The following is a 15,571-nucleotide window of genomic DNA, read 5'->3' as shown; positions in this document are numbered from 1 at the left end:
GGGCGCGCAATTCAACCGGCCCGAGAATGCGCTGCTTGCGCGCTAGCGCAGCAACACCTCGCGCAACCGTGCAAGCCGCAGTTGGGCATCGCGGCGGGCAGCGAGCGCCTGCGTCATGGTGACGGGCAGGAAGTGCGCCTGATGGTTCGGTTGCATTTGCCCGATCAGATCCATGTCGGCGCTGATGACGGTGCCGATCGTGGCGTAGCCGCCGCCGGACACTGCGTCACGGTGCAAAATAATCGGTTCGAGTCCGGCAGGGACCTGGATTGAGCCAATCGGATAGCAGGCATCGACAATGTTTGAGGGATCGGAGCCCGCGCCGAACGGCTGCTCGCGCTCGCGAAACTTAAGTGGCCGGCCCTGCTTATAGCGGTAACCGATACGGTCTGCTTCAGGGGCGACAGTCCACGTGTCTTCGAAAAACGTGATGGCTGACTCATCCGTCAGACGGTGATGATAGAGGCCAGGCAGCACGCGCAATTCGACTTCCCGAGCGAGCGGCGTACGCAACCGTTCTGGCAATTCCGTGCCTTCACGAGCGGGCCCTCGGGTACGCCCGATTCCGAGCCGGTCGCCTTTCTGCAGGCGCCGCCCCTCGTGGCCACCGAAAGCCCCTAGCGTGTACGTGGAGCGGCTTCCGAGCACCATCGGCACATCAACGCCGCCGGCCACCGCGAGACAGGCCCGCGCACCGCCTTTCACATAATCGAACGTCAGCGTGCTGCCTGCCTTGATTAGCAGGGCGACGTTGCATGCCTGGGCCACGCCGTCGATCTTGGGTTGCATTTCAGCACCCGTCACGGCAATCAGCGCGTCCGCATGAAACAGCAGCTGAGGACCAAGCAGCGTGCATTCAAGTGCGGCCGCACTTTCGGGGTTACCCACCAGGAGGTTGGCCGCACGCAAGGCGTACTGATCCAGCGCGCCGGAAGGCGGAATGCCGACATGGTAATACCCTTGGCGGCCCGTATCCTGCACCGATGTAGCCAGTCCGGGCTTGACGACCTCGATGGCATGGAGAGGGTTAGTCGGCATTGAGCACCTCGATCAACGAACGGTTGTAGGCTTCAGGGTCGCGCATAAATGAGCCGAGCGAGAAATTCACATCGCGCACCCGCAATGAAAAGATCCCCGCATCGACAGCGGCCAAGGCTTTGTCGTAAGTGTCGCGATCGATCGGCTTGAACTTGACGATGTCACCGGGGCGGAAAAACACCATGAAATCGCGCAGGTAATCCAGACGCTGCGCCGGATCGAAGATCGGTGCGGGCGTCACGCCGAACATCTGATAGCCCCCTGCGCCACGCACCGAGTAGATGCAGCCGAAGCACCCCCCGTGGCCAACCGTCAACCTGGGCGTATCGGTGCGAGGCCGCAGATATTTCGGTACCTGCAACTGACGCGCACGTTCGACCATCTGGAACATGAACGGTAAGCCGGCCACGAAGCCCACCATCGAGACAAACCATGGGGAGTCGGAGTGTGCTGCGATGAAGTCTTCGACGTCCTTCTTCCCGTTGATCCGTGCCGCGTATTCCAGATCCGTCGAAGCCGGGTCCTGATGACGCTCGCGAAAACGCATCAGTGTCTCGTTCGTCCACGGATCGTTGTAAAGCACGGGCACCTCGACAATGCGTGTGGCGATGTCCAGTTCCGTCGCGCCGGCGACCTCGGCCTCGATCTGTTTGAGCAGCGCGAGGAGCGTGTCCGGCTCGATCACGTCTGGATCGTAACGAACCTGGAAAGATGCGTTAGCGGGGCAGATTTCGGTCACGCCGTCCACTTTGCGGCGCTGCAGTTCGCGCGTGATCGCGGTCCCCTTGAAGAAGGCTTCGAGCGACATGTCTTCGCTGATCTCCACGAAGATGAACTCGTCGCCACCGAATGTGTATCGGATCGTCATGCAGCCTCCTCGTTCAGGTCCGTGGCGGCCACCCGTTTGGCGCGCCAGTCTGTCATCCATGCTTCCAGATAGTTGGTGTCGTAGCGGCCGGCGCGAATGTCGTCGTCTTCAAGCAGCGCGCGGTGCAGCGTCGCGGTGGTCTTGATGCCCACGATGCGCAGTTCGCTCAACGCCCGCTTGAGCCGCGCGAGCGCTGCAGGCCGGCTTTCGTCAAAGGCAATCAGCTTGGCGAGTAGCGAATCGTAGAACGGCGGGACGGTGTAACCCTGGTAGAGCATCGAATCGATGCGCACCCCTGGGCCCGCCGGCCAGACCAGTTCGTCTATGCGGCCGGGGTTCGGACGAAAATCCTGCTCGGGATCTTCCGCGTTGATCCGGCATTCGAGCGCGGCACCGCGCAACACGATGTCATTCTGGCTGAAACGCAACGGTTCGCCGTCCGCGATACGCAGCGTCTCACGCACCAGATCGATTCCGGTGACGGCCTCGGTCACCGGATGCTCGACCTGGATGCGTGTATTCATTTCAATGAAATAGAACTCGTCGCGCGTTTCATCGAACAGGTATTCCAGCGTTCCGGCACTGCGATAGCCCACCTGCTTTGCAAGCCGCGTCGCGGATGCGCACAGCGCATTGCGCAGCGCCGGCGTGAGCGAGGGTGACGGCGCCTCTTCAAGAATCTTCTGGCGGCGCCGCTGCAGCGAGCACTCGCGTTCGAACAGATGGACAACGTCGTTGCCGTCGCCGAGTACCTGCACTTCGATATGCCGGGCGCGTGCGATGAATCGTTCGAGATACACCCCGCCGTTGCCAAACGCCGCATGCGCCTCGCGTTGTGCAAGGGGCAATTCAGCGTCGAGTTGTGCAGCGTCGTGTGCCACCCGAATGCCGCGTCCGCCGCCGCCGGCTGCCGCCTTGATCATCACCGGGTAGCCAATCCTTGCTGCGATCTCGCGCGCTTCGTCGAGCGACAGGACGACACCGTCGCTGCCCGGGACTGTTGGTACATCGGCGCGCTGCGCGGTTTCCCGTGCATTTGCCTTGTCACCCATGGTTGCAATGACGCTCGACGACGGGCCAACAAAGATCATCCCGGCGTTCTCTACCTGCGCTGCGAATGCCGCGTTTTCGGAGAGGAAGCCGTATCCCGGGTGGATGGCATCCGCCCCGCACTGCTGTGCGGCAGCGAGAATCACCGCGGGGTTCAGGTAGCTTTTCGCCGCATGCGCATGGCCGATGTGAATTGCCTCATCGGCCATGCGCGCGGCAAGGCTATCGCGATCGGCATCGCTGACCACCGCGACCGCCCGCATACCCAGTTCGTGTGCTGCGCGGATCACCCGCACCGCGATCTCGCCGCGATTGGCAACCAGCACCGTACGGATTCGCTTCGGCTGATAGAACATGCCTGAGGAGCCGCCCGTGTTTGACGTGTTCATCCTGTTCACCCTTCAATCCGCATCAAGACTTGTCCTGCATCGACCGGCTCGCCGTCGTCGACAAGAATATCGGTGATGCGGCCCGCCACGCTTGTTTCGACATCGCTGAACTGCTTCATCACCTCGACGAGTCCAACCACCGCGCCGCTTTCGACAGATGCGCCTGTTTCGACGTAGGGCGCGGCCTCCGGCGACGCCCGCCGATAGAAGGTGCCAGGCAGGGGGCTGACGATATCGTGTAGTGCCATAGGGATGCTCCTCAAGTCTCTTTGGGGTAACTGGAATTAGCGGGCGGCCGCAGATAAGGGGGCTGCCACACGGATATCGTGATTGGCCAGTGTGGCGCGAGTGGCCTCGACGAGTTTGAGGGCGCCCGGCGTGTCGCTGTGAATGCAGACCGAGTCGAAATCGATATCGATGTCGTCGCCGTCGACTGTGGCCACCCGTCCTTCCACGCAGGCTCGCAACACCTTCGCCGCCACCTGAGCCGGATCGAGCCGTCCGACGCGTCGGGTGAAGACGATCGAGCCGCTGCGATCGTAGTCGCGGTCGGCGTAAAACTCGCGGATCACCGGCTGGCCGAGTTCGCGCGCAATCCGATACGTCACCGACGCTTCCATGCAATACAGCAGGAGCGTCGGATCCAGCGTCTGAAGCGTCCCGATCAGGAGGCGCGACAGGTCCTCGTCGCGTGCGGTGAGCATATAAAGCGCTCCGTGCGGCTTCACGTGTTGCACGCTGACGTTGTACAGGCGCGCGAATTCGCGCAGTGCGCCAAGCTGGAAAATGATGTCGTTGACGAGCGCCTGCGGCGTCTCGGCGATGTTGCGGCGTCCGAAGCCCACCAGATCGCGAAATCCCGGATGTGCGCCGACACCGACACCTGCCTGTTTCGCGAGTTGCACCGTACGCGCCATGATGTTGGGGTCGCCTGCGTGAAACCCGGTCGCGATGTTGGCCGAGCTGATGAGGGGCATGATGTCCTCATCGACGCCATCACCGATCTTCCATGAGCCGAAACCTTCCCCCATGTCGGAATTCAAATCGACGCTGCGCTTGTTCATGCTAGATCTCTCCTGGTTCAACAGCCTGGTCAGCTTGAAGGACGCGCGCCAGACCCGTTAAGGGAACGTTATCCGCTCGCCGGCTGCCAAAATAGTTCTATTTTTATATGGCACGTTATCTGTTTTTTCGATAGCTTCAGCGGCGCAAGGAGGAGCGGAAATCGGGCTTATTGCGGACTGGTCAAGGGAAGCGGAGGCGGATTCCATTCTGAACACTTGCGGGATTAAGATATTGCGCAGTGCAATATCATTTTTTCAGGTGGCCCCATGGCGCTGACTCTCCGGCAACTGAAGTACTTCGTCGCCACGGCCGAACTCGGTCAGATTTCGCAGGCGGCTATTCAACTGACGATTTCGCAATCGGCAGTGACCAATGCCATCAAGGAGCTCGAGGACAGTCTCGGCACGCAACTGTTCATGCGCACCGCTTCCGGCATGACCTTGACCAATACCGGGCGACGTTTTCTCAATCAGGCGTACACGATCCTGTCGTCGGTCGATGAGGCCATGCGCATTCCGAATCTCGAAAGCACGCTTACGGGCACGCTGACGCTCGCCGCAAGCTATACCGTGCTCGGCTATTTTCTGCCGCATCATTTGCAGCGCCTGAACACGCTCTATCCGCAACTCACCATCCAGTTGCACGAGTTGAATCGCGAGTCGATCGAAGAGGGATTGATCGCAGACCGATACGACATGGCTGTGCTGCTCACATCGAATGTTGCGAATCCGGAGTTGGTACTTGAGCCGGTCATTCATTCAGTGCGGCGCCTGTGGCTGTGTGCGCAGCACCCATTGTTAAAGCGCGAGAACGTTACGCTCGCCGATGTCGCTGCCGAACCATTCATAATGTTGACCGTCGACGAAGCGGCTTTTACGGCTTCGCGTTACTGGAACGAGACGCCGTACCGACCGAACGTGAAGCTACGCACATCGTCCGTTGAAGCGGTGCGCAGCATGGTGGCAAATGGAAGCGGCGTGGCGATCCTGTCGGACATGGTGTATCGCCCTTGGTCGCTGGAGGGCAGGCGCATCGAGACCGTCCAGCTGCGCGATCCGGTGCCGCCGATGAGCGTGGGTCTCGCATGGCGCAGAAGCGCCGAACTGAGTCCGGCGATGCATGCGGTGCGCGAGTACTTCCGGCATACATTCATGGAACCTCGGGCGTTCACCGGTAGCAGCTGAAGCACTGAAGTGGCGCGCGCAAGCGTTGTTTCCCGCAGCAATCGCGATCTCGTTGACCTGCCGTAACTCACGAACTTCCCGCTCAAGTTCCTTAGGCCGATCCTGCTCCTACGTGCTCGTCGCTGGGCGCAAGCCACGATCCCGTTCAGCCTGCCGCACCCAGCTTCGCAGCGTCTCTCCCGAGCAGCCGATCTTCGCCGCTATCGACGCAATCGCTTTCCATGTCGACTCGCGGGCGCCCTGCTGCTCCAGCACCATCCGCACGGCCCGCTCACGCACTTCCGGCGAGTACCTTGGTGACTTCTTCTTTACGTTTTCCATAACTCCATTCTCTCAAACGTTGGAGCCTCCGGAAAACCCGGTGCGATTCAGTCTGAAGCAGTTCGCTGCTTAACGCGTTGGCGTCGACCATTTCCGACCGACCTCAGTTTGCCCTGTCGCGTCTTGATGTTGATATTGCGCGAAACCGCATTTGTGGGGCTTTTGTTTTCCGCGGCATGACGGGCCACTGCCTGCATGAGCCACGCAAAGACGCAGCATGCGATGTGCCAAAACATCCGCGGCGGTTCCACAAAGTACAAAACCTCAAACGCCCCCACCGGCTTTCACCCGGATGCGCAAATAAGGGTAATCCCCCATATCGTTCATTAATTTGAATTCATTCAATATAAACGTATCTTGTTGACGACATACATTTAAATCGCTCGCGAAACGGACACCCGGCACATGCCAGCAGACTTTCCGACCGCCCTCAGCCTGTCGAACGACTACGCCCTCGGCTGCGCCCACCCCGTCAGCGTGACGGAGTGCGCGCTTGAACGCGCCACCAGCGTCCCGGAAGCGTTCATCGTCCTGACCCCGGAACGCGCACACGCTGAAGCCGCGCAATCGGCCGCGCGCTGGAAAAGCGGCGCGCCTTTGAGTCCGCTGGACGGCGTGCCGGTCGCATGGAAAGACCTGTTCGATATCGCGGGCACCGTCATCACGGCCGCGTCGGCGGTCAACGCGAAGCACGTCGCCACGCACACCGACGCTCGGCTCGTCGCCCACGCCACCCGCGCCGGCATTATCTGCATCGGCAAAACCAACCTCCCCGAGTTCGCCTTTTCCGGCCTCGGCCTCAACCCGCACTTCGGCACGCCGGTGAACCGCGCGCTCGACAGCGGCTCGCGCGCGCCGGGCGGCTCGTCGTCAGGCGCGGCGGTTGCGGTCGCGGCCGGGGTTGTGCCGCTTGCCATCGGCACCGACACCGGCGGCTCGGTGCGCGTATCCGCCGCCTTCAACGGCATCGTCGGCTATCGCGCGAGCACCGCGCGCTATCCGAAAGACGCACCTTCGCACTGCCCCGCACGCTCGACACAACAGGGCCGCTCGCCCGCACCGTCGCCGACAGCATCGCGTTTGACTCGGCCGTACGCGGCATCACCTCGCCCGCGCCGATTATGCCGGCGTCGCTCAAAGGCCAGCGCTTCGTGATCGACCCTACGTTCAGCGAACGACACGCGGTCAGCCCATCGGTGCTCGGGCAACTCCACGCGGTCGTCGAACGTCTGCGCGACGCGGTCGTCGAACGTCTGCGCGACGCGGGCGCGCAAGTCGACGCGCGCCGCCTCGCAACGCTCGACCAGTTGCACGAACTGATCCGCATGTACGGTTGGCTCGGCGGTCTCGAAGCCTTCAATGTGCATCGCGCGTTGCTCGATTGGCCTGACGCCGAATGCATCGATCAACGCGTGCGCACGCGTCTCGAAGCGAGCCGAGTCGTGCCCGCCGAGCGCCGCGCTTTCCTGCGCGAGCAACGTCTCGCGATGATCGCGTCGTTTCGCGACGAACTCGCCGACATCACCCTTATCGCTCCCACCGTGCCGCACGTCGCTCCGTTGCGCGCACCGCTCGAAGCCGATCCCGAACTGTTCGCGCGCGTCAATCTGCAAACCCTGTCGATGACCATGCCCGGCAGTTTTCTCGACACGCCCACCGTCGCGCTGCCCTCCGGCACCGACGCCGACGGCCTGCCCACCAGCGTGCAACTGATGCGCGCGCAAAACGACGACGACGCGTTGCTGCGCATCGCGCTGTCGGTGCAACACCACGCAAACTGCAGTTCTGAAATCTGAAACAAGGAGGAAGTACAGATGGCCAAGGAAATCCTGATCACCTTCGGTATCGACGTCGACGCGGTGGCCGGCTGGCTCGGTTCGTATGGCGGCGAAGACTCGCCGGACGACATCTCGCGGGGCCTGTTCGCGGGCGAGGTCGGCTCGATGCGTCTCCTCAGGCTGTTCGAACGCGAAAAACTCAAGACAACCTGGTTCATTCCGGGTCATTCAATCGAGACCTTTCCCGAGCAGATGAAAGCGGTCGCGGACGCGGGCCACGAAATCGGCATTCACGGCTATAGCCACGAAAACCCGATCGCAATGACGCCCGAGCAGGAAGAAGCCGTGCTCGACCGCAGCATCGAACTCGTCACGCAACTGTCGGGCCGCCGCCCGACCGGCTATGTCGCGCCGTGGTGGGAATTCAGCAACGTGTCGAACGAACTGCTCGTGAAAAAGGGCATCAAGTACGATCACAGTCTGATGCACAACGACTTCCATCCGTACTACGTCCGGGTCGGCGATAGCTGGACCAGGATCGATTACAGCAAGCACCCCGATACGTGGATGAAGCCGCTGGTACGGGGCGCGGAAACCGATCTCGTCGAAATTCCGGCCAACTGGTATCTCGACGATCTGCCGCCGATGATGTTCATCAAGAAAGCGCCGAACAGCCACGGTTTCGTGAATCCGCGCGAAATCGAAACGATGTGGCGCGACCAGTTCGACTGGCTGTATCGCGAGCACGACTACGCGGTGTTCCCGATCACGATCCATCCCGACGTATCCGGCCGTCCGCAAGTGCTGCTGATGCTCGAACGTCTGATCGCGCATTTCAAGTTGCACGACGGAGTTCGCTTTTGCACCTGCGATGAAATCGCCGACGACTTCCTGCGCCGCCAGCCACGCGTCAAACCAACCTGAACCCGGCGCGATTCAAAGCGCTATGTGTAGCGTCCTTATCGGAGCATTGAGATGAAAGAAAGTGCCTTGACCCGCGCCGGCTTCAGGCTCGAAAAGATCCTCCCGGTCGACGTGAAGCGCGCCACCGTGGTCGCGTTTTTCGCGTGGGTGTTCGCGGTGTACGACTTCATTCTGTTCGGCACGCTGCTGCCGGAAATCGGCAAGCACTACAACTGGGACGCAGCGACCCAGGCCGAGATCGCGACCTTCGTGGCGATCGGCACGGCGATCATCGCGTTCGGCATTGGCCCCCTGCTCGACCGCGTGGGACGAAAGGCCGCGTTGTTGTGGACCGTCGCGGGCGCGGCGCTGTGCTCGGGTCTCACTGTTCTCGGCGGTGCGATGGGCCAGTGGCCGCTGGTGCTGATCCGTTCGCTGTCGGGCCTCGGTTACGCCGAGGAAACCGTCAACGCGACCTATCTGAACGAACTGTACTCGGCCGCCGACGACCCGCGCCTGAACCGCAACAAAGGCTTTATCTACAGTCTCGTGCAGGGCGGGTGGCCGATCGGCGCGCTGATCGCCTCGGGTCTGACCGCGCTGCTGCTGCCGCGCATCGGCTGGCAAGGCTGCTTTATCTTCGCGACGTTCCCAGCTATCGTCATCTTCTTCATGACGCGACGCTTGAAGGAAAGCCCGCAATTCCTCCTGCACAAACGCATCAAGCAACTGCGCGAAGAAGGTCAGGACAAGGACGCGCGCGCGCTCGCCAGCGAACATCGGGTCGACTACGAACAACACAGCCGCGCGGGCCTGCGCGAAGCGTTTCGCGGCGACGCGCTGCGCGCGACGCTAGTGCTTGGCGGCGGCATTCTGCTGAACTGGTCGGCGATTCAGGTATTCAGCGTGCTCGGCACTACCGTGCTGACGCGCGTGCATAACGTGTCGTTCGAAAACTCGCTGCTGATTCTCGTCCTCTCGAACGTGATCGGCTATTGCGGCTATCTGAGCCATGGCTGGATCGGCGACAAGATAGGCCGACGCAACACGCTCGCTATCGGCTGGATGTGCGGTGGCCTCGCATTCGCCGGGATGTTGATGGGACCGAGCAGCTATGCGGTGGTGGTCGCGCTGTACAGCCTGGGTCTGTTCTTTCTGATCGGGCCGTATTCGGCGGCGCTGTTCTTTATCGGCGAAAGCTATCCCACTGCGATTCGCGGTACAGGTAGCTCGATCGTCCATGCGATGGGTCCGGTCGGCGCCATACTCGCGGGTGTCGGTGTGACCTCGATGCTGAATCACGGCGTGGACTGGTTGCATGCGGCGCTGTGGTTCGGTGCGCTGCCCTGCTTCCTGTCCGGCCTGTTGATCTTCTTCGCGAAACACGTCAACCCGGAACGTATTCATTAATTTATCGCCCTTATCGAGCAGACAAGTCATGAGCGAATCACAACGCACTAAAGTCGCGCTGATCACCGGCGCGGCGAGCGGCATCGGCCAGGCGCTCGCGCTTGCGTATGCGCAAATCGGCGTCGCGGTGGTCGGCGGCTACTTTTCGGGCGATCCGCACGACCCACGCGACACCGAATGTCTTGTTTCCGAAGCCGGCGGCCAGTGCGTGATGCATCCCGTCGACGTGAGATCCGCCGCCCAGGTCGACGCGTTCGCTGCCGTCGCACTGGAACGCTTCGGACGGATCGACTTCGCCATCGCCAATGCTGGCCTGCTGCGCGCCGCGCCGCTCACCCAGATGCGCGACGAGCAATGGTTCGAGATGATCGATGTCGATCTGTCCGGCGTGATGCGCACCTTCCGCGCCGCCAGCCGGCGTATGTCGGAAGGTGGCGCGATGGTCGCGGTGTCGTCGATTGCGGGCGGCGTGTATGGCTGGGAAAATCATACGCACTACTCCGCAGCGAAAGCGGGCGTGCCTGGGTTGTGTCGCGCGGTCGCGATGGAACTGGCGCCACGAAAGATTCGCTGCAACGCAGTGATTCCCGGGCTGATCGAAACGCCGCAATCGCTCGACGCGGTCAACTCGCTCGGCCCGGAAGGCCTGCTCGAAGCGGCGCGCGGCATTCCGTTGCAACGGGTCGGACGCCCTTCGGAAATCGCCACGCTAATCCGTTTTCTGACCAGCGAGGACGCGTCATATATCACCGGCCAGGCGATCATCGCGGACGGTGGCTTGACGGTCCGCTGGCCCGGTTGAGTCGCACATCGAGTCAAGAAGAGTCGAACCATGAGCGACACATTTTCACTCGACGGCCGCCGTGCCGTCGTCACGGGCGCGGCGAGTGGCATTGGCGCGGCGATTGCACAGGCGTATGCGGCGACGGGCGCGCGGCTCGTGCTGGCGGACCGCGACGTTACACGTCTCGAACAGCAGGCCGACGCCTGCCGCAAGCTGGGCGCAACGGTGCATACCGTGCAAGCCGATGTCGGCGTCGAAGCGGACGCGAATCGTATCGTCGATACCTGCATCGAGGCGCTCGGCGGCATCGATATTCTGGTCAACAACGCGGGCATGCTGACGCAGGCGCGTTGCGTCGATCTCACCACGGACATGTGGGACGAGATGATGCGCGTCGATCTGCGCAGCGTGTTTTTGTGTACGCGTCGCGCGTTACCCTCGATGATCGCGCAACGCTGGGGCCGCATAATCAACGTCGCGTCGCAACTCGGGATCAAAGGTGGCGCGGAGTTATCCCACTACTCCGCGGCGAAGGCGGGCGTGATCGGCTTCACCAAATCGCTCGCGCTCGAAGTCGCGCCCGACAACGTGCTGGTCAACGCCATCGCGCCGGGTCCGATCGACACCGCGCTGGTCGATGGGATCAGCACCGCGTGGAAAACGGCGAAGTCGGCGGAGTTGCCGTTGCGGCGTTTTGGCCGCGCCTCAGAAGTTGCTCCTGCTGCTGTGCTGCTTGCTTCGGACCCTGGCGGGAATCTGTTCGTCGGCCAGACGCTAGGCCCGAATTCCGGCGATGTGATGCCCTGAGCGGCATTCGTGAACAACTCCTGGAGAAGCACCATGTGCGGAATGTGTGGCTTGCTCGGCGGCGGCAATCACTGGTCGAATACGACGGCGCCCGCCTCTTCAACTGCGGGCTCGGGTACTGGCGGCCGTCCCGATGCTCGACGTCAGCGACTGTTGCAGGCCTCGTTGGCCAATCGGATTCTGGTGCCGCTGCGGCTGCGTCTCGACGACTTTCACGGGCAATCGTTCGTGCTGTCGTCACCGACCGGCGCGAGCGAATTGGTCGGTGATTTCGCGCAGGTATGGAAAGCGGCAGAGCGTATGCTCGGCCGTCCGCTCGATCCGCTGACCCTGTTCGCTGAAACAAAGATCGCCGCTACTTTGGATCAGGAGCCCGCGTGAGCCTCGCCTACGACATTATTCCGGTCACGCTCGTGACCGGCTTTCTGGGCAGCGGCAAATCCACCTTGCTCGCCGACGTGCTCACCGGCGAAGCCGCGCGCGACACCGCCGTGCTCGTCAACGAATTCGGCGAGATCGGACTGGATCACCTGCTGATGGGCGAGGTGGATGCGCAAACCGTGCTGCTCGAGAACGGCTGCGTGTGCTGCTCGATACGCAGCGAACTGAAGGACGCGCTGGCCGCACTGTTTTCGAAGCGCGCGCGGGGGGACGTGCCCGCATTTTCGCGTGTGGCGATCGAAACCACCGGTCTCGCGACGCCCGCGCCGATTATCGCGACGCTGCTCGCCGATCCGGTGATACGCAGTCACTATGCATTGAACGTGACCGTTACCGTCGTCGATGCGGTGAATGCCGAGCTGCAACGCGAGCGCTATCCCGAGTGGCTCGCGCAAATTAGTGCAACGGATCGTATCGTGATCAGCAAGGCCGATCTGGTGGGCGCGCAGCAGGTCGACGCATTGCGCATTGCGTTGGCTGCGTTGAATCCATTGGCGGAAATCGTTACGCGCGCGTCGTCTGCGGATGCGTTAAGAGATTTGCTGTTCATACCAGCGCGTTTTGTACCCGATGCCGTTCAGAGCATGAATAGGATCGGGGCGGGTACGCTGCATCTTGGTGAAGGTGGCGGCACACGTCTTTCCCATCGCGCGGAAACGCAGCCGCAACCGCACACGCAACCTCAAACCCTGAGCAACGCCATCACCTCCACCTGCCTCACCATCGACATCCCCATCGACTGGCAGGTCTTCACCCTCTGGTTCACCCTGCTGCTGAACCGCCACGGTGATAAGATTTTGCGCGTGAAAGGCCTGCTCTCGCTCGAAGGCTCGGACAGACCGGCCGTATTGCACGCGGTACAGCATCTGGTTCATCCCGTTCTGCATCTCGACGTGTGGCCCGACGAACCGCAAGGACCACGCGCCTCGCGGCTCGTATTCATCACTGAAGGCATCGACGCTCATGCAATCGAAAACTCATACCAGCGCTTTCGCGCCGTGCTCGCACAAGCGGCCTGATGCTGCGCGCTCCACCTTCACGTTTTAAGAACCTGTTCAACCCAACCCGTGCGCACCTCGCCCGAAGCACCCGCTATCCATCGCGGAAAGATCGAACTGCGCGTGCTCGGCACGTCGGTGACCTTGCAGGACCATATCCGCAAGCAGGCGGAACAGGACCTCGGCATCAAGCTGCGTTTCATCGTCGAAGATGGCTCGGCCGTGCAACGTAACGGCGTGATGCATCCGCAAAGCTATGATCTGTACGACCAGTGGTTTCACAGCATCGACTGCCTGTGGCCCGCGCACGCGCTGCAACCCATCGACCTCACGCGCATCACGCGCTGGGGCGAGATCAACTCGCTGCCGCGCGCCGGACGGCTCGGCAAACGCGTGTGCACCGGCGCGGGCTCGGTGCCGGCGGACCGCCTTTATGTGCAGCCGGACAACTCGCTCGGCCGCCAGCCCAGTGAGCGCATCAGCATGCTGCCGCTCACGCATAACGCGGACAGCTTCGTCTATCTCGACGATACGCTGCCCGCCGCGCTGATCGAGCGCGGCGAAAGCTGGTCGTGGCTGCTCGCGCCCGAACTCGCCGGACGCGTCGCATTACAGGCCGACGCCGCGATCGGCGCCATCGACGCCGCGCTCGCCGTCGAAGCAAGCGGGCTGATGCAGTTCGCGGACATCGGCAACCTGAGCATCGAAGAAATCGATGCGTTGATCGCCACCCTGATCGACTACAAACGACGCGGCCATTTCGCGGGCTTCTGGTCAAGCTTCGCCGAAGCCGCACAACTGATGATCTCCAACAAGGTGGCGATCCAGAGCATCTGGTCGCCCGCTACCGTCGAACTGGAAAAGGCCGGGTTAAAGTTCAGGCTCGCGAGTCCGCGCGAAGGCTATCGCGCCTGGTTCGGAGGCCTGTCTCTATCACGCGCGACCAACGGCCGCGTGCTCGACGCCGCCTACGCCTATCTGAACTGGTGGCTCGATGGCTGGGCCGGTGCGACGATGGCGCGGCAAGGCTTCTACATCGCCAACCACGAACGTTCGCGTGACTACATGAGCGACGCCGAGTGGGCTTACTGGTACGATGGCAAGGCTGCGGCGCACGCGTTGCCGGGCCCCATCGGCGAGCATCTGGTGGCCGCCGGTCAGCGCCGCGACGGCGGCAGCTACGTGGCGCGCATGGGCCGCATCGCAGTATGGGACTCGGTGATGGACGAGCATAATTATCTGGTGCGCCGCTGGGCCGAATTCAGGCGCGCGTGACGACGTACTCTATCAAACGATGACACGACGCGCAGGGCTAACCGCGGGGCCGAATGCTTCCGCGAACGAAACGGCGACCCGCGAGACCGTTGAATCCAATAGCGAGATTATCGCCGTCGAAAGTGAGACGCGCCTGCGTTATCGGCTGATTCACGATCAGTTGAAGAACGCGATTTTGCGTGGGCGGATCGCGGCCGGACTCGTACTGCTTGAAGGGCCGGTTGCGCGGATCTTTGGCACGAGTCGAGTGCCGGTCAGAAAGGCGTTCGAGTTGCTGCACGAAGGTGGACTGTTGCGCACGTTCGAGGGGCGCGGCTATCTGGTGGTCGGACCCGATGGGCCAGACGGCCCCGATCCACAGCCCCTGCGCGTGCCGCTCTCTGAAGCGGCGCTCGGCTTCGACGAAGCGCCTGCGCCACTCGCCCTACCCTCCATCAGCGAACGCATTTATCACGACCTCGAAGCCACGGTGTCGATCGGCATTGCGTTCGGCCATTTTCGTATCGACGAATCCGAGGCCGCTGAGACTTTCGGCGTGAGTCGCGGCGCGGTTCGCGAAGCGCTGAGTCGTTTGCGCGATCTCGGCCTGGTCGAGAAATCGGCTTACTCGCACTGGATGTGCGGACCGCTGACCGCGCGCGCCGTGCGACACGATTATGAATTGCGCTCGCTGCTGGAACCGGCAGCGTTGGCAGCAAGCGCGCCGCTGCTGTCGCGCGACACCTTGAACGCATCGCTTCGGGAAGTGGAGCGCGCCATTGCTAACCCGGAGCGCGTAGATTCGGAGGCATTGCAGCGGCTTGAAAACAGCCTGCATGTCGACTGCCTGCGTTGTGCGCCGAACAAGAAGCTGCTTGAGACAATCGGGCACGCGCATATGCCGCTGACCGTAAATTACGCGTTCTATAACGCGTTCGATCTGCATCCCGATACGGCGACGTTGATTGAACATCGCACCGTGCTAAGGTACTTGCTGGACGGCGATGCGAATGCAGCGGCGGACGCGTTGCGCATTCATCTGCAAGCAGGACAGAAGCGCACGCTGCAACGTCTGAAGGTGCTCGCCGTGTTGCCTGAACCCGATCTACCAGGCTTCATGCAGCGGATCGCATAGCGCTTCAAGGTGCCCGCGAGATGAGCCGACTAGCCCTCTTCTGGGCAATTTCAATTCTCGCCGAGCGGCCCGTCGGTTCAGTCCGTTGCTGGGCGCGCCGTATCTCGGCCGGCGACTGCTTGAACGGGTTGGCCCTGGCCGGCATC

At 62.1% G+C, this 15,571-nt stretch carries 14 protein-coding genes and 2 pseudogenes; 10 read left to right on the top strand and 6 right to left on the bottom strand.

Annotation, left to right across the window (positions count from 1 at the left end):
* Window positions 1-42: 42 nt before the first annotated feature.
* The 5 genes from P0D73_RS39250 to P0D73_RS39230 are packed head-to-tail and all read right to left on the bottom strand — an operon-like array spanning window position 43 to window position 4,409.
* Window positions 43-1,038 carry a 5-oxoprolinase subunit C family protein gene (locus P0D73_RS39250; RefSeq protein WP_408319711.1) on the bottom strand — a complete coding sequence of 332 codons (996 nt, stop codon included), beginning with the start codon at window positions 1,036-1,038 and terminating at the stop codon, window positions 43-45.
* The gene (locus P0D73_RS39245; RefSeq protein WP_408181581.1) at window positions 1,028-1,906 is read right to left on the bottom strand and encodes a 5-oxoprolinase subunit B family protein; all 879 of its coding nucleotides are present in this window, start codon (window positions 1,904-1,906) and stop codon (window positions 1,028-1,030) included. Before P0D73_RS39245 ends, P0D73_RS39250 begins: the two co-directional genes overlap by 11 nt.
* Window positions 1,903-3,345 carry an acetyl-CoA carboxylase biotin carboxylase subunit gene (locus P0D73_RS39240; protein WP_408181583.1) on the bottom strand — a complete coding sequence of 481 codons (1,443 nt, stop codon included), beginning with the start codon at window positions 3,343-3,345 and terminating at the stop codon, window positions 1,903-1,905. The genes P0D73_RS39245 and P0D73_RS39240 overlap by 4 nt, the downstream gene beginning before the upstream one ends.
* A gap of 5 nt (window positions 3,346-3,350) precedes the next feature.
* On the bottom strand, window positions 3,351-3,593 hold the full coding sequence (locus P0D73_RS39235) for an acetyl-CoA carboxylase (RefSeq protein ID WP_408181584.1): 243 nt from the start codon (window positions 3,591-3,593) through the stop codon (window positions 3,351-3,353).
* Window positions 3,594-3,629: 36 nt separating this feature from the next.
* Window positions 3,630-4,409, bottom strand: coding sequence for a 5-oxoprolinase subunit PxpA (locus P0D73_RS39230; protein WP_408181586.1), 780 nt, complete (start codon window positions 4,407-4,409; stop codon window positions 3,630-3,632).
* Between the two features lie 267 nt (window positions 4,410-4,676).
* On the opposite strand from P0D73_RS39230, the gene P0D73_RS39225 reads away from it, so the two are divergent.
* The gene (locus P0D73_RS39225) at window positions 4,677-5,594 is read left to right on the top strand and encodes a LysR family transcriptional regulator (RefSeq protein ID WP_408287961.1); all 918 of its coding nucleotides are present in this window, start codon (window positions 4,677-4,679) and stop codon (window positions 5,592-5,594) included.
* A 45-nt stretch (window positions 5,595-5,639) separates the two neighbouring features.
* Here the strand turns inward: P0D73_RS39225 and P0D73_RS39220 are convergent.
* A pseudogene (locus P0D73_RS39220) lies at window positions 5,640-5,915 on the bottom strand (transposase); the annotation flags it as partial.
* 405 nt (window positions 5,916-6,320) lie between these two features.
* Between P0D73_RS39220 and P0D73_RS39215 the strand changes: the two are divergent.
* The 9 genes and pseudogenes from P0D73_RS39215 to P0D73_RS39175 all read left to right on the top strand — a co-directional run bounded on the left by P0D73_RS39215 (window position 6,321) and on the right by P0D73_RS39175 (window position 15,425).
* A pseudogene (locus P0D73_RS39215) lies at window positions 6,321-7,711 on the top strand (amidase family protein).
* 18 nt (window positions 7,712-7,729) lie between these two features.
* Entirely contained in the window at window positions 7,730-8,617 is an 888-nt protein-coding gene (locus P0D73_RS39210) for a polysaccharide deacetylase family protein (RefSeq protein WP_408319706.1), read from the top strand.
* Between the two features lie 51 nt (window positions 8,618-8,668).
* Window positions 8,669-10,006, top strand: coding sequence for an MFS transporter (locus P0D73_RS39205; protein ID WP_408181591.1), 1,338 nt, complete (start codon window positions 8,669-8,671; stop codon window positions 10,004-10,006).
* 28 nt (window positions 10,007-10,034) lie between these two features.
* Window positions 10,035-10,808 (top strand): SDR family NAD(P)-dependent oxidoreductase, encoded by a 774-nt coding sequence (locus P0D73_RS39200; RefSeq protein WP_408319704.1) that lies wholly within the window; start codon window positions 10,035-10,037, stop codon window positions 10,806-10,808.
* Window positions 10,809-10,838: 30 nt separating this feature from the next.
* Entirely contained in the window at window positions 10,839-11,597 is a 759-nt protein-coding gene (locus P0D73_RS39195; RefSeq protein WP_408319702.1) for an SDR family NAD(P)-dependent oxidoreductase, read from the top strand.
* A 33-nt stretch (window positions 11,598-11,630) separates the two neighbouring features.
* Window positions 11,631-11,978 carry a hypothetical protein gene (locus P0D73_RS39190; protein WP_408319700.1) on the top strand — a complete coding sequence of 116 codons (348 nt, stop codon included), beginning with the start codon at window positions 11,631-11,633 and terminating at the stop codon, window positions 11,976-11,978.
* Window positions 11,975-13,057, top strand: a complete 1,083-nt coding sequence (locus P0D73_RS39185; RefSeq protein WP_408319698.1) for a CobW family GTP-binding protein — start codon at window positions 11,975-11,977, stop codon at window positions 13,055-13,057. Before P0D73_RS39190 ends, P0D73_RS39185 begins: the two co-directional genes overlap by 4 nt.
* A gap of 48 nt (window positions 13,058-13,105) precedes the next feature.
* Complete coding sequence (locus tag P0D73_RS39180; RefSeq protein WP_408181598.1) at window positions 13,106-14,311, top strand: ABC transporter substrate-binding protein; 1,206 nt, start codon at window positions 13,106-13,108, stop codon at window positions 14,309-14,311.
* 19 nt (window positions 14,312-14,330) lie between these two features.
* The gene (locus tag P0D73_RS39175) at window positions 14,331-15,425 is read left to right on the top strand and encodes a GntR family transcriptional regulator (RefSeq protein WP_408181600.1); all 1,095 of its coding nucleotides are present in this window, start codon (window positions 14,331-14,333) and stop codon (window positions 15,423-15,425) included.
* Window positions 15,426-15,571 lie beyond the last annotated feature (146 nt).

It is taken from the genome of Paraburkholderia sp. RL18-101-BIB-B (assembly GCF_046026985.1).
Lineage (GTDB): Bacteria > Pseudomonadota > Gammaproteobacteria > Burkholderiales > Burkholderiaceae > Paraburkholderia.
Note: the sequence above shows the minus strand (reverse complement) of the source record. Positions and strands in the feature narration are given on the sequence as shown.

Coding starts and splice junctions, on each gene's coding strand:
- P0D73_RS39200 (WP_408319704.1), top strand. CDS start 10,035: ATGAGCGAATCACAACGCACTAAAGTCGCGCTGATCACCGGCGCGGCG.
- P0D73_RS39195 (WP_408319702.1), top strand. CDS start 10,839: ATGAGCGACACATTTTCACTCGACGGCCGCCGTGCCGTCGTCACGGGC.
- P0D73_RS39245 (WP_408181581.1), bottom strand. CDS start 1,906: ATGACGATCCGATACACATTCGGTGGCGACGAGTTCATCTTCGTGGAG.
- P0D73_RS39235 (WP_408181584.1), bottom strand. CDS start 3,593: ATGGCACTACACGATATCGTCAGCCCCCTGCCTGGCACCTTCTATCGG.
- P0D73_RS39175 (WP_408181600.1), top strand. CDS start 14,331: ATGACACGACGCGCAGGGCTAACCGCGGGGCCGAATGCTTCCGCGAAC.
- P0D73_RS39225 (WP_408287961.1), top strand. CDS start 4,677: ATGGCGCTGACTCTCCGGCAACTGAAGTACTTCGTCGCCACGGCCGAA.
- P0D73_RS39210 (WP_408319706.1), top strand. CDS start 7,730: ATGGCCAAGGAAATCCTGATCACCTTCGGTATCGACGTCGACGCGGTG.
- P0D73_RS39190 (WP_408319700.1), top strand. CDS start 11,631: ATGTGCGGAATGTGTGGCTTGCTCGGCGGCGGCAATCACTGGTCGAAT.
- P0D73_RS39230 (WP_408181586.1), bottom strand. CDS start 4,409: ATGAACAAGCGCAGCGTCGATTTGAATTCCGACATGGGGGAAGGTTTC.
- P0D73_RS39240 (WP_408181583.1), bottom strand. CDS start 3,345: ATGAACACGTCAAACACGGGCGGCTCCTCAGGCATGTTCTATCAGCCG.
- P0D73_RS39205 (WP_408181591.1), top strand. CDS start 8,669: ATGAAAGAAAGTGCCTTGACCCGCGCCGGCTTCAGGCTCGAAAAGATC.
- P0D73_RS39250 (WP_408319711.1), bottom strand. CDS start 1,038: ATGCCGACTAACCCTCTCCATGCCATCGAGGTCGTCAAGCCCGGACTG.